Here is a 13,799-nt window from a genome sequence, read left to right on the forward strand (position 1 = left end):
TAGCCTCTAACCTCGCATTTGGAATTGAATCTAAACAATGGATACCAAAACTATTACTGATAATTTTATCTATACAGACTGGACGTTAACTGAAACCCAGTTTGACCCCGAACAAATACATTCTAGAGAAACTATTTTTACCATTGGCAACGGCTATTTAGGCACACGCGGCAGTTTTGAAAGAGACTATCCGCGTGAATTGCCGGCTACTTTTATCCACGGTGTCTATGATGATGTCCCTGTAGTATATACAGAACTTGCCAACTGTCCTGATTGGCTACCAATGGTAGTAATTATTGATGGTAATCGCTTCCGCCTCAACGAAGGAGAAATTACTCATTACGAGCGAGTGCTGGATGTGCGTCACGGACTCCTCAGCCGTTCTTTACGTTGGCGCACTCCCACCGGCAAAACTATAAATATGGACTTTCAACGTTTCGCTAGTTTTGCAGATCAGCATATTTTGTGTCAACGCTGTCAGTTAACGCCGTTAGATTTTGACGGATTGATTGAAGTGCAAGGTAGCATCAATGGTTATCCTGAAAATCAAGGATTCAATCATTGGGTAGATTTAGACCAAGGTAAAACGGAACATGGTATTTGGTTGCATAGCCGGACTCGTGGCTCACGAATTACGATTGGTATGGCAGCCAAGATGACCGTATCAGGAACGGAAGCATCTATCCAAGTTAATACTGCGCCTGGTTATCCTTCCTTAAATGCGACCTTTCTCACCAAATCACAGCAAACTGTGACAGTGGAAAAAATCGTCACAGTCTTTACCTCACGGGAAATTGAGACACCAGTCAAAGCAGCGCAAGAAAAACTAGCTCAAATTTCCAACTACGAAACCCTCCGCAATGCACATACTCAAGCCTGGGATGCAGTTTGGCAGCAGAGTGATATTTTGCTAGAAGGTGATAATACTGCGGCTTTTGCAATTCGTTACAATATTTTTCAACTGTTAATTGCTGCGCCTCGCCATGACGATAAAGTGAGTATTCCCGCCAAAACTCTTTCTGGGTTTGGCTATCGGGGTCATGTTTTTTGGGATACAGAAATTTTTATCCTGCCATTTTTTACATTTACCCAGCCTGCGATCGCACGTAACTTACTAACTTACCGCTACCACACTTTAGCAGGTGCTAGACGTAAAGCCTTGCATTCTGGCTACAAAGGCGCGATGTACGCTTGGGAAAGTGCCGACACTGGCGATGAAGTTACACCTAGATGGTCACTTCCCAACGATTTTTATGGTGAGGATATCAGAATTTGGTGCCGCGATCGCGAAATTCATATTAGTGCAGATATTACCTACGCTGTTTGGTATTATTGGTTAGCCACGGGTGATGATGAGTGGCTGCGTGATTGCGGTGCAGAAATTGTTTTAGATACAGCTATCTTCTGGGCGAGTCGAGTTGAGTATAATTCAGAACAAGATTATTACGAAATTCGCGCAGTCATTGGAGCCGATGAGTATCACGAATTGGTTCACAACAACACCTTTACTAACCGGATGGTGCAATGGCATTTAGAAAAAGCAATATTTATTGATGATTGGCTACGGCACAACTTCCCCGAACGAGCGACGGAATTAGCAGAGAAATTGCAAATTACATCCGAAGTGCGATCGCATTGGCAAGATATCATAGATAAAATCTGGATTCCCTACGACCCAGAAACGGGACTCATTGAGCAGTTTGAGGGATTTTTCCAACTCCAAGATATTAACTTAGACGAATACGAACCCCGTCAGCGTTCCATCCAAGCTATTTTAGGCATTGAAGAAGGCAACAAGCGACAAGTCCTGAAACAGCCAGACGTGTTGATGCTGCTGTATTTAATGCGGGAATCAGCAGATTTTCCCTACAACCCCCAATCCTTACAAGCAAATTGGGACTACTACGCACCCCGCACAGATATTACCTACGGTTCATCCCTCGGCCCGGCAATTCACGCCATCATCGCCTCTGATGTCGGTGAATCGACAACAGCTTACAAACAATTTATGCAAGCCGCAATGGTGGATTTAGAAGACAGTCGCGGGAACACCAACGATGGTATTCACGGTGCAAGTGCTGGCGGTGTATGGCAAGCTGTAGTTTTTGGCTTTGGTGGCATTCAGTTAACAGAAAATAGCCCCGTAGCCAACCCCCATTTACCTTCTCACTGGACGCGACTGAAATTTAAACTTCATTGGCGTGGGGAGTGGCATGAGTTTGATTTGCATCAGGGAGAAGGGGAACAAGGAAGAATGGTGGATATTCGGGGTGTAATTTTTGATTTGGATGGTGTGTTAACTGATACGGCGGAGTATCACTATCAAGCTTGGCAAATGTTAGCTGATGAAGAGGGTATTCCCTTTAATCGCCAAGCAAATGAAGCTTTGCGGGGTGTGTCACGGCGTGAATCTTTGATGTTGATTATTGGCGATCGCAAGTATTCCGAAGCACAAATTCAAGAAATGATGGAGCGTAAAAATAACTACTATGTAGAATTAATTCACCATGTCACATCTAAAGATTTATTGCCAGGTGCGATCGCACTTTTGGACGAGTTACGGCAAGCTGGAATTAAGACTGCTATCGGTTCAGCCAGTAAAAATGCCCGTACTGTAGTTGAGTTATTGGGCATTGCTGATAAAGTAGATGCGATCGCAGATGGTTATAGTGTGCAGAAACCCAAACCCGCACCGGATTTATTTCTATACGCCGCCAAAGAACTCGGACTACAACCACAACAATGTGTAGTCGTCGAAGATGCTGCCGCCGGCATAGAAGCCGCCTTAGCCGGGGGTATGTGGACAGTAGGACTAGGCCCTGTTGAACGTGTCGGTGCAGCCCATCTAGTATTACCAAGCCTCGCAGGTGTGAAGTGGGCAGATATTCAAATGAGTAGTGAGTTGTGAGTATTTACTGGTACTTATGCAAGAACTCTCTCAAACTCTTATATAGGAATCCGGTTTGATTTCTGAATTTATTTGTGTAGGTAGGGAATAGGGAATGGGGAGTTGGGAGTAGGAAAGAAGCCTGATCTGAGTTTACTGATTTTTTCCCAAATCAAATATGATACCAAATTAAAAAATGATTGCGACAGATGGATGACTCAAAAGCTTACCAATCAACCCTTACCCAATCCAAAATCTGTCTTGAAAAGTTTGCTCAAGTCGGGGAACCCGCCCACGCAACTTTTCACAAAATCTAAAATCCAAAATGGTATGAGTTTTATAGCAATCCTAAATGATATATCGCTCTTTAAGCACTCTAAGCAGAGGAAAATAAGAAATCCTCAGAAATGGATGTGTATGGAATAGCACGCATTCAATTCATCAATGCAACTAAGGAGAGAAATCCAATAGATAAATGTAACATTTGCCATAACTATACTTTTGGATGAGTCAAGTCATCATAATGTGATGACTTTTTTGATTTTTTGAGACCCTTACTCCCCAGTGTTGGCAAGGTTTATTTATAATGTCAGACGTTTGGCTATTCAAAAAACTGTTAAAGCTATCTTTTGTTAGTTTGTCGATCGCGGCGAAGTTTGGTAAATAAAAGAAATAGACTGCGTTGTTTGCTATTTTATCTAAAGCATTGTGAGTGCAAAACGTTTGCCAGAAACTACTGCCCATGTTAAAATAACACGCCAATCCTGGCAACATGGGTTTCTTGAGGGCGAAGTCAGCGCCGGAGATTTTGAATGGCATTTCCAATGGCATTTCCGCCGTGGAGAACTGTCGGTGAAACCCTCCCAAGGTCGCGCTTTAATTAAAGAACCTCTTGGTCGCTTTTTAGAAAAACAAGATTATCAGCTAGAACCAGGAGGAGATTATGCTTTTACTATCCGAGCAGAACTGTAAAGAAATCAGGGATAAGGGAGAGATTCACTATTGCCTATTAACAGTTGATTCTGTCAGACGATTTAAATATCTTTCAATTAATAAGATAGCCACAATGTCATCTATCGGTCTTGGTGGTTGGCGCATTCCTTTTGGCAATAGTTTTGTTAGTCCTTGGGGTGGATACATCTGCCAATAGCGATCGCGTGCTTCTAAAGTAGAATATCGCTCATCTACTAACATGATATTTAATGTTTGTAATAATTCTTGTTGTAATTTTTGTTTCCACTGCTTGGCTGTGGTTTGATTACCCATGACAAGTAAAGAAACAGGGTATTGTTGTCTGAGTGTTTCTATACTAGCGATCGCTGCTGATGCAGGTACAACTTGATGATAATGTAGCTGTCTGTCTAATCCCATCACAGCTAAACCACACTTATCTTTACCAGGGTCGAAGCCAAGAATTACTGGTTGATTGGGTGAGAATTCATTTAAATCCATAAGTAGTTGCACAAAATTAAATTCATTCGTGGAGGTAGGGAACAGGGAACAGGAAAATATGGAAATATACGTCTTATAGCGTTTCTTGGTTGAGTACAGTACAAGTAGATAAAGAAAAGAGACTAGAGGCTAGAGACTAGGAAAATGTACCTCACTGGAATGAGAACCGCTATAATAAAAAACCAAAGTCATGAGGAATGGAAAGTCAAAAATCAAGCTGAAGTTGGGAAAAACCTCCTGCCTTATGCCTTCTGCTATAAATTAAATTACTTCAGTAGGAAAGCAAACCTCAATTGCTTTTTCGATTAAATCAATACCTCTGCAAACTACAGTATTCCGCCAATTTATATCTGCGGGTGCAAACATTTCTTCTAGTCGTTGGCGTGTCCATATTCTGGATGAGTGTTCTGGCGGCGAATAAAAATAAGCCCGATTTTCTGCCCGTAATGCTTCAACAACTTGGATAACTGGGTAAGTGCCGAATTCCGCCGTGAGAAACTTGTAATTACACTGAGGAAACATCGCCTGACACCAAGTTCCTAAACCCCCACGAATTTTATAAATCTTCCCGTCTGGTTGATAGGGTTCAACGACATCAGCACCAAACTTTTCAATTAACCACTCGGCTGATGTGGAATTAGGAGGGTCATCAATAAACAGTTTATAAGTCCCTTTTTTCCCAAAACCAGTGTGTAAATCAATATGCAGAACATTTTTTGCATCACCAATCCATCGGGGAAGATTGTCCGCTAAGATTTGATATGTTTTAGCTGGCCTTTGTCCACCAAAAAATAGCCCTTGGGGAAAATCGTATTGTCCTACAGGTAAGGTATTGATTAAAGAATTAATACCGTGATGGAAAATAGTAGCGATCGCTTTGATCAAAAACGGTTCAAAGGGCGATGGTGGTGAAGTTGGGTTAAAGAAGCTATTCAATTCCCCGTACTTTTCTGGACTACCTGTATATTCCTCATTTGGTAGCAGGAAATTACGGTTAAGGTCGATATTTTCCTCATTCCCACGCCTTCCCCAAGCAAAACCATAGGGATTTAAAGCATGTAACAGCACCAAAGCAGTTTTTGGACTGGGACACCAACCAATCAGACGTTCTTCTAACAAAGCACATTGAACAGCCGAACCAAAAAAACCCTCAACCCCATGCAAGCCACTAGAAACAACCAAAATTTGCTCAGGTTGAACGTCTCCTAAGATTGCCACATCAATAGTTAAGTCCTCCTCATCCGGGCCTGTTTGGTCAATGGAATATGTTTCTAATTGACAACCCAAAGCCTGCGCCGCCGCACAAAATCGATATCGTGCAGCAGCGTAGTTGGGACTAAAGGCGGAAGCGTAGGACATGGGAAGTGGGGAAGGGGGACAAGGGAGACAAGGGAGACAAGGGAGATAAACAAATGACTACTAGTACAGGTCGGCGTACGTAAATAAACAGACTACACTTCGACTAGGCTCAGTGACCATAAGAAATTGCTAAAAGGCTTGTGGTATCACTTTTCTTTCTTTTTCCTTTTGACTTTTTACTTTTGCCTTGTTGTACTAGTTAAAACTGATCTTTCATTCCGCGAATACGGGCGAATGTTTGCACTGCATCGTTACTTTTGGCGGCTGTTTGTAGGGATGGTTGTTCCCAACGCAAAAAAGGATTGGTACGCTTTTCTACTCCCAGCAGGGAGGGGACGGTGGCTTTACCTTGATTGCGAAAGGTTTTAACTTCTGCGTAGCGTTGTTGTAAGTCAGTGTTATCACTATCTACAGTCAGGGCAAATTGTAAATTTTTTAAGGTATACTCATGGGCGCACCAAACATGGGTATTATCTGGGAGGGAACGGAGTTTTTCTAAGGATGCGACCATTTGTGTGGGTGTGCCTTCAAATAAGCGACCACAACCACCAGCAAATAAAGTATCCCCACAAAATAATTCTCCCGGTTCGTCTGCTGTTTGGGGTGGAAAATAATAGGCAATATGGGCGCGGGTGTGTCCGGGAACAAAGATGACTTCTGCGGTGCGATCGCCAAACAAAACGCGATCGCCTTGTTGGAGAAATATCTGCTGTCCGGGAATCCTGCCTTTATCCTCAGCCCCACCATACACGGTGAGTTTCGGGAAGCGTTGCATTAACTGTTGATTGCCACCAACATGATCATGATGATGGTGAGTATTAAAAATAGCAACTAACTCAGCATTCAGTTCTGCCAGTTTGTGCAGCACTGGTTCAGCCTCGGCTGGATCAACAACTGCGGCAATATTTTCTTGACTATTGTGCAGTAAGAATATGTAGTTATCTGAGAGTGCCTCCAGACGGAATACCCGCATTTCCTCTTAACTCCCTGAAATAATTAATTCCTAGTACTTTTTGAGATACTGTAAACTTTTGGTTTTATTTATTCTAGCGGGTAAACTGCACGAGCTATATTCAGCTACAACCGTGTTTATACTGATAACATCGTAAAAACTCCTAAAAAACTGTGATTTTTATCAGTAAAAATCCTCTGGGAGTATCAGTAAGTCCGAAGTTAGATTGATTGTATTCTTTTTAGTTCTAGAAATCGCTAAAAAGACTGTTATCAACGGGTGTACATATTTGCTATTGACTACCGAAATTAATCTTGAGCTGGGGTGCATTTACCTATACTTCAGTGAACAAAGATACCCGTGATTTTTTGGATTTTTGAGGAGAAATAATGAGCGATCGCCCGTCTATCTACATTAGTGTTGATAGTCAATCAGAAATTGCTATTAAAAAAATCGTAGATAAAATCATTTCATCCGGAAAGCTGAGTCGTCAAGACCATACCTTGCTGCTTTCTCAAGTATTTGCTAATGGTCAAATTAACGATAGAGTCCGCCGCCAGATTAACCGCATCTTAGATCAGATTCAAACAGGACAGTTAAAACTGATCGATTGGTAGCCTATAATTTTAGTAGTAAATTTATCATTAAATAATTTTTTGCCAAGATTATAAATATAAAATATTGTGCATCAAAAACAAAGCAAACATCAATTAAAAGTCTCAATTCTGGTTAGCGACCTCTCAAGTGCTGGAGCAGGAAGATGGGGAGGCGGAGGTGTTCGCTCTTTTTTAATAGCGCAAGCCCTCCAAAAACTTGATTATCAAGTAGAAATCCTTGGCTTTAATTTTGGTGATGAGCCAGCAGTAATCCCTCAATCTGAAGTTTTAGTTAGCCATATTACAGGCTATAACTATCCCCAATTTCTTCAATCAGCATCTCAACTTCTGAAAAAGTTAGATGGTGATATCATTTATGCTATGCGACCGAAGCCCACCACTTTCGGTTTAGCTTTGCTGCAAAAATTAAAAACTCATCGACCAGTAATTTTAGATATAGATGATTGGGAATTAAGTTGGTATGGCGGTGAAAAATGGCAATATCGCCCTTCAGCCAAGCAATTTTTGCGAGACATTTTCAAAAAAGATGGAGCTTTAAGATATCCAGATCATCCACTCTATTTAAAAACAGTGGAAGGTATGGCAAATAAAGCTAATGTGATTACAGTTCACACTCAATTTTTAAAAGAGCGGTTTGGTGGGGTTTACTTGCCCAATGGAAAAGATACCAATCTGTTTAATCCCAGTCTTTATAATCCTGAAGAAAGTAGGGCGCGTTATGGACTCTCTGAGTATCGAGTGTTAATGTTTCCTGGTGCGCCAAGACCATACAAAGGTGTGGAAGATGTATTGATAGCATTAGACAAACTTAATGAGCCGGATTTAAAGCTAGTAATTGTGGGTGGCAGTCCCTATGACGATTATGATGCCCAACTTATGGAAAAATGGGGACGTTGGATTATTAAGTTACCAAAGTATCCCTCCCAAGAAATGCCCCAAATTGTCGCCGCAGCCCACGTCATTGTCGTCCCGCAGAGAAATACACCAGCTGCTTTAGCTCAATTCCCTCTGAAACTCACAGATGGAATGGCAATGGCAAAACCTATATTGGCTACTAAAGTCGGAGATATTCCTGAAATTTTAGGAGGAAATGGTTATTTAGTTGAATCTAGTTGTCCTGAACAAATAGCTGAAAAAATTCAAGAAATATTTCAGAATTTGGATAATGCTTATGAAAAAGGAAAAATGGCTAGAGAAAGATGTATTGAGTACTATAGCATTGATACTATGAAATCAATTTTATCGCAACTTTTTTCTAGTTTACAGGCATAGGTTTTCACATGAAAATTCATGTATATATATTAATAAAAAGCTTGTCAAAAATAAATAATTTATGTCTACTATCAAACAATTAATAAAATTTATTAAGCCTTACCCCTACAGAATTATTATTACAGTAATTTTGGGATTTTCAGGAGCATTATTTAATGGGATTGGCACAGCCATGATCGTACCTATAGTTCTAAGAATTGTAGGTCAAGAGATAGATTTAACTAATGCGCCGCCTATTATTAAAAGTATAATGTTGCCTTTTAGTAATGTCCCAGCTAATTATCGTACTTTCGTAATGGCAGGAGCAATTATATTTACAATTTTTTTAAAAAATGCGGCCGTATATGCTAGTAGTTTATCTTCTAGTTCTGTAGCTCGCACATTGACATCAGATATGCGAAAAGCAGCAATAAAAATATTATTGGATGTTGATATTAATTATTATGCCAAGACAAAAATTGGCGATTTAATGAATAGTATTAATGCTGAAATTCCTCGTGCGGCTGCCTCTATTAATAATTTGATTAAATTATTAATTTTGGCAATAACAATTTTAGTATTTATATTTTTCCTGTTATCTATTTCTTGGCAACTAACTATTTGTACAACAATTCTACTATCTTTTATTACTTTATTAAATCAATATGCTGTTTCGAGATCAAAACATTTTGGTGAAGTGCTTTCTAATATGTCTAAAAAGCTGACGAATACCTTAATAGAAACCTTAAGTGGTATTCGTTTAGTCAAGACAAAAGCTAATGAAGAAAGCACATATAAAAACATCACTGATCTAATTCATAATCGTGAAATAGCAGAATTTAAGTCTCAGGCTAATTCTGAAATTATTGCCCCAACAAGTGAAGTTTCTGGAGTCATATCTTTAATCATCATTATCCTACTAGGAAGAATATTATTTGCAGATCAAATTGCTTCATTATCAGCAGTTTTGCTGACATATCTATTAATACTGCTGAGACTACTGCCAATTGTGTCACAATTAAATACTCTGCGTAGTAGTTTTGCCAATAATTCTGCCAGTGTGGATATTGCTGCTGATTTTTTACGCCGTGATAATAAGCCTTTCATGGTCAATGGTCAAAAGATATACACAAAGCTAGAGAAAGGCATCCATTTTAATCAGATATCTTTTGCCTATCCTAATCATGAAAAGTTGGTATTAAAAGATGTAGATGTATATTTACCAAGAGGTACTACTTTAGCTTTAGTAGGTACTTCTGGTGCTGGTAAATCAACTTTAGCTGATTTATTACCCAGATTTTATGACCCCATATCTGGTTGTATTACCATCGATGGGGTTGATTTACGTCAATTTGACATCACATCTATACGAAAAGCAATGGGTATTGTCAGTCAAGATACCTTTCTTTTTAATAACTCGATAAAAAATAATATTGCCTACGGACAACCAGATGCTAGTGATGAAGACATTGTGATAGCCAGTAAACGTGCCAACGCCTATGAATTTATTTGTAAACTGCCCCAAGAATTTGACACTATGGTAGGCGATCGCGGCGTAATGTTATCTGGTGGACAGCGCCAACGCTTGGCTATAGCCCGTGCTTTGCTGCAAAATCCCGAAATTTTGATTTTAGATGAAGCTACTTCTGCATTAGACACTGTTTCTGAACGTTTGGTACAAGCAGCAATAGATGAACTCAGCCGCGATCGTACAACCTTAGTCATTGCACACCGTCTTTCTACGGTACAAAAAGCAGATCAAATTGCCGTATTTGATCAAGGGCGTGTAGTTGAATTAGGAACCCATGAAGAGCTTTTACAGAAGAATGGGTACTATTCACGTCTTTATTCAATGCAATTTGGGGAACAAGAAGAAAAATCGACAAAATCTCATCCAACCTTTACTCGTGTATCTTACGAAATTCGGACGCGGCTAAATTCAATGATTGGTTGTCTGGGATTGCTAATGGACGGACTAATAGATAATTCTAAAGAACGTCAAGAACTCTTAAATGAAGCTTATAAATCTGCATTAAAAATTATTACATACATTGAAATTTTTGAAGAAACTATCAGACTCCAAATCAATTTACAATCATCATCATTAGCAGAGCCAAAAGACGAGCAAATCTTAGATGAATTCCCAAGACCAATCAATAATATATTGAGTGATTTAGGTTCACTTGCAGATGGGTTGGTAGATAATATTCAAGAACAAAATAAATTAATTACTGATGCTTATCACCTAGCTATTTGTTTATTAGATAAGGTAGAGCGAATGGAAAAATATAATTTAAAATAATAAGTATTCACCACATTGACGATATTTTTTATACCAGATAATATTAGTTATCGTATATTTCAGAGTATTAATTTATGAAAAAAATAGCTATATACTACCCATATTTTATGGGTGGTGGTGCTGAAGCAGTAGGACTATGGATTATCCAAGCATTAAAAGATAAATATGATTTAACCTTATTTACACTTGGAAAGGTTGAAATTGAAAGATTAAATTTGATGTATGGAACTAGTATCTTAAATGAAGATATTAAAATTAAATATCTTCTGCCTGATCTGATCACCAATTTTTGCTACTTCATGATGGCTAACAGCAAAAATATCAGAATGGCATTTTTCCATCTTTTAATTCGATTTTTTAAACAGCATAGTCAAGAATATGACCTAGTATTATCGGGATATAATGCAGTAGATATGGGTCAAGTCGGCATCCAGTATATCCACTGGGTTAAAGTTCTAGAAGGAACACATTTTCATCGAAAAATATCCAATTTTTCAGAAGCACAAATTTCTCAAAATCTTTCTATAGCTAATTCTTATTGTGTGGCAGATGTCGTGAAAAAAACTTACGGCATTGATGCTAAGGTAGTTTACCCTCCTGTGGTAATTGATGTGCCTAATCTACCTTGGCATGAAAAAGAAGACGCATTTATTTGTAGCGGTAGAATTGTGAAAGCAAAAGAACCGCACAGAGTTATTAAAATCCTCAAATTAGTTCGTGAACAAGGCTTTGATATCAAACTTCACATCACGGGTGGAGGTGGCGGTATCTATGAATGGCAATACACTAATTTAATTAAAAATTTAGTATCGGAAAACTCTTCCTGGATAACAGTACACGAAAACTTACCATATAAAGAATATATTCAAGTTCTCGCCAGATGTAAATATGGAATTCACTTCAAGAAAGAACCGTTTGGGATATCTATTGCAGAAATGGTGAAAGCTGGTGCAATTCCTTTTGTGAGAGGTGATGGTGGACAAGTTGAAATTGTGGGACAGCACAATCAAGAGTTATTTTTCAATACAGAAGCAGAAGCTGTAGAAAAAATTATTGATGTTTTAAAAATTTCTGAGCAGCAAAATAAGCTCATTCAATCTTTAACTAACCAGAAAAACTTATTTTCCACCCATAGATTTATGTCAGAAATTAATGAAACCGTGACTGAGTATTTAGATCAAAAAATTGAGTTACCAATAATGATATGATGAGTATTTACATCTGTTAAATACCGAATTTCATGAAATCAATTATTAATTACCATGTCATTGATTCAACAAATATCGGAGACTTATCCTCGGCTCCTACTAAATATTTTGATTTTCCTGGATACACTGTTAAGCAAGCTGATATCAGAGAAATCGATCTCAATAAGGTAAGGGATAAATATATTATTGTCGGCGGAGGTAGACTTTTATTTTCTCCATTTTTAAAGTCATTTTCAAAGCTGATTAAAGCTAAAACTGCTATAAAATTAATCGCCTGGGGCATTGGTCAGCAAATTTACGGTCATTCTTTTTCGCATCAAGAATTACGAGATTTTAACTATTCTCAATATCTGGAATTTCCTACTCCCCACTCCCCACTCCCTATTCCCTGTCTACACAACTAGATTCAGAAATCAAACCGGATTCCTATAGCTTAGTATTTTTCAATTCAATCAATAGAAATAAATTGCTTACCGATAACTTTTCATTCAAATACTTACAATTACACGATTGATATCATCGCTCAACTAGAAAAACTTGAATACAAAATCTAACTGTTATGAAAAAGCATAATTTGCAAAAAAAATATAACTTCTTTTTTCTCGAAAAATTGCCTGAACCCACAGCTTCTAGTGTGCAGGCTGCTAACGCCGCCAATGGAGCAGCTAACTTGGGTTATCCGACAATTTTGATTTATCCTCAGCAAGGATGGCAAGCAATTAATCCGGTTAATTTGTTGCATCCTTTCCGACCACAAAAACCCCCAGAAAATCTTATTAGATATTACAATTTCCAAGATAAATTACAAGTAGCAAGGCTACCAATGCCTTGGCCTATTGATTACTTTAAAAGTAAATTCACTAACTCTAATACCATCGCCACCAAGTATTATTTTCCTTTTTATATCCGGGCAACTACAAAAATTGTCCATGCTTGGAATTGGAATTTTATCAAAGCTGCAATTAAACATAGGATTCCGGCAATTTATGAGCATCACCACCATGAAGATAAGCAATTTGAACCAGAAATAGTAAATCATCCTTTGTTTCAAGTTGCTGTGACAGTTGCAGATACAGTCCGCCAAAGCATGATTCAACATGGTATGCCACCGGAAAAATTGATTAAAATCCATAATGGATTTAATCGTTTATTTATGCAAAGACAGCCAGAAAAAGCGGCAGAATGGCGGCAAAAGCTGTTACAAAATCAGCGATCGCAATTAGTAGTTTATGCTGGAGCATTAAAGAAATTTAAAGGTGTTGATATCTTAATTGATGCTGCTCAACAAATGCCTAATGTTCAGTTTGTCTGTGCGGGTGGTGAACCAAAAGAAGTTGAGTATTATCGAAAATTAGCCCAATCTCAACAGGTAGATAATATCACTTTCTTAGGTTATGTTCTCCACCATGAACTAGCTTCTTTATTGCAAGCTGCTGATGTTTTAGCTCATCCCCACTGCTCTGGGACAGCATCTACTTTTACTTCTCCCTTAAAACTATTTGATTATTTAGCTTCAGGAAATCCTATTGTTGCGACAGAAATTATTTCATTAGAAGAGTTTAAGAATACGCCAGCGATCGCAGCTTGGTGTGAGCCAGATAATCCACATCAATTTGCCGCCGCCCTACAAAAAGTTTTAGAAACTTATCCCAAAAAAATCGAAGGATATCTACAAACTATCGAATTTGTCCAACAATTTTCTTGGGAAAATCGCGCTGCTAAAATTCTCAGTTATGTTGATGAACCTTTTCGTCAACAACTTAATTAATTC

11 protein-coding genes are annotated in these 13,799 nt (G+C 38.6%); 8 read left to right on the forward strand and 3 right to left on the reverse strand.

Annotated features, from left to right (window positions below; translation table 11 throughout):
- Nucleotides 1–37 precede the first annotated feature (37 nt).
- Both pgmB and H6G79_RS19605 read left to right on the forward strand, forming a co-directional pair.
- On the forward strand, nucleotides 38–2,908 hold the full coding sequence (gene pgmB, locus H6G79_RS19600) for a beta-phosphoglucomutase (protein WP_190592242.1): 2,871 nt from the start codon (nucleotides 38–40) through the stop codon (nucleotides 2,906–2,908).
- A gap of 687 nt (nucleotides 2,909–3,595) precedes the next feature.
- Nucleotides 3,596–3,859, forward strand: a complete 264-nt coding sequence (locus H6G79_RS19605) for a DUF3146 family protein (protein WP_190592243.1) — start codon at nucleotides 3,596–3,598, stop codon at nucleotides 3,857–3,859.
- Nucleotides 3,860–3,886: 27 nt separating this feature from the next.
- On the opposite strand, the gene H6G79_RS19610 is transcribed toward H6G79_RS19605, so the two are convergent.
- From H6G79_RS19610 to gloB, 3 genes are all read right to left on the reverse strand, one after another.
- A complete protein-coding gene (locus tag H6G79_RS19610) occupies nucleotides 3,887–4,339 on the reverse strand; it encodes a pre-16S rRNA-processing nuclease YqgF (RefSeq protein WP_190592244.1) in 453 nt (150 codons plus the stop codon).
- Nucleotides 4,340–4,600: 261 nt separating this feature from the next.
- Nucleotides 4,601–5,698 (reverse strand): DUF2817 domain-containing protein, encoded by a 1,098-nt coding sequence (locus tag H6G79_RS19615; RefSeq protein ID WP_190592245.1) that lies wholly within the window; start codon nucleotides 5,696–5,698, stop codon nucleotides 4,601–4,603.
- 199 nt (nucleotides 5,699–5,897) lie between these two features.
- Complete coding sequence (gloB, locus tag H6G79_RS19620; protein WP_190592246.1) at nucleotides 5,898–6,671, reverse strand: hydroxyacylglutathione hydrolase; 774 nt, start codon at nucleotides 6,669–6,671, stop codon at nucleotides 5,898–5,900.
- A gap of 368 nt (nucleotides 6,672–7,039) precedes the next feature.
- On the opposite strand from gloB, the gene H6G79_RS19625 reads away from it, so the two are divergent.
- The 6 genes from H6G79_RS19625 to H6G79_RS19650 all read left to right on the forward strand — a co-directional run bounded on the left by H6G79_RS19625 (nucleotide 7,040) and on the right by H6G79_RS19650 (nucleotide 13,796).
- On the forward strand, nucleotides 7,040–7,267 hold the full coding sequence (locus tag H6G79_RS19625; protein WP_190592247.1) for a hypothetical protein: 228 nt from the start codon (nucleotides 7,040–7,042) through the stop codon (nucleotides 7,265–7,267).
- A gap of 66 nt (nucleotides 7,268–7,333) precedes the next feature.
- Complete coding sequence (locus H6G79_RS19630; protein ID WP_190592248.1) at nucleotides 7,334–8,539, forward strand: glycosyltransferase family 4 protein; 1,206 nt, start codon at nucleotides 7,334–7,336, stop codon at nucleotides 8,537–8,539.
- A 61-nt stretch (nucleotides 8,540–8,600) separates the two neighbouring features.
- On the forward strand, nucleotides 8,601–10,820 hold the full coding sequence (locus H6G79_RS19635; RefSeq protein ID WP_190592249.1) for an ABC transporter ATP-binding protein/permease: 2,220 nt from the start codon (nucleotides 8,601–8,603) through the stop codon (nucleotides 10,818–10,820).
- 74 nt (nucleotides 10,821–10,894) lie between these two features.
- The gene (locus H6G79_RS19640; RefSeq protein WP_190592250.1) at nucleotides 10,895–12,028 is read left to right on the forward strand and encodes a glycosyltransferase; all 1,134 of its coding nucleotides are present in this window, start codon (nucleotides 10,895–10,897) and stop codon (nucleotides 12,026–12,028) included.
- Between the two features lie 32 nt (nucleotides 12,029–12,060).
- Nucleotides 12,061–12,432, forward strand: a complete 372-nt coding sequence (locus tag H6G79_RS19645; protein ID WP_190592251.1) for a hypothetical protein — start codon at nucleotides 12,061–12,063, stop codon at nucleotides 12,430–12,432.
- A gap of 155 nt (nucleotides 12,433–12,587) precedes the next feature.
- The gene (locus H6G79_RS19650; protein ID WP_190592252.1) at nucleotides 12,588–13,796 is read left to right on the forward strand and encodes a glycosyltransferase family 4 protein; all 1,209 of its coding nucleotides are present in this window, start codon (nucleotides 12,588–12,590) and stop codon (nucleotides 13,794–13,796) included.
- The last annotated feature ends 3 nt before the right edge of the window (nucleotides 13,797–13,799 follow it).

This window comes from Anabaena sp. FACHB-83, from assembly GCF_014697485.1.
GTDB lineage: Bacteria > Cyanobacteriota > Cyanobacteriia > Cyanobacteriales > Nostocaceae > Nostoc_B.

Bases quoted from the DNA above. Each gene is read 5' to 3' on its own strand.
- pgmB (WP_190592242.1), top strand. From the start codon at position 38: ATGGATACCAAAACTATTACTGATAATTTTATCTATACAGACTGGACG.
- H6G79_RS19610 (WP_190592244.1), bottom strand. From the start codon at position 4,339: ATGGATTTAAATGAATTCTCACCCAATCAACCAGTAATTCTTGGCTTC.
- H6G79_RS19615 (WP_190592245.1), bottom strand. From the start codon at position 5,698: ATGTCCTACGCTTCCGCCTTTAGTCCCAACTACGCTGCTGCACGATAT.
- gloB (WP_190592246.1), bottom strand. From the start codon at position 6,671: ATGCGGGTATTCCGTCTGGAGGCACTCTCAGATAACTACATATTCTTA.
- H6G79_RS19625 (WP_190592247.1), top strand. From the start codon at position 7,040: ATGAGCGATCGCCCGTCTATCTACATTAGTGTTGATAGTCAATCAGAA.
- H6G79_RS19635 (WP_190592249.1), top strand. From the start codon at position 8,601: ATGTCTACTATCAAACAATTAATAAAATTTATTAAGCCTTACCCCTAC.
- H6G79_RS19640 (WP_190592250.1), top strand. From the start codon at position 10,895: ATGAAAAAAATAGCTATATACTACCCATATTTTATGGGTGGTGGTGCT.
- H6G79_RS19645 (WP_190592251.1), top strand. From the start codon at position 12,061: ATGAAATCAATTATTAATTACCATGTCATTGATTCAACAAATATCGGA.
- H6G79_RS19650 (WP_190592252.1), top strand. From the start codon at position 12,588: ATGAAAAAGCATAATTTGCAAAAAAAATATAACTTCTTTTTTCTCGAA.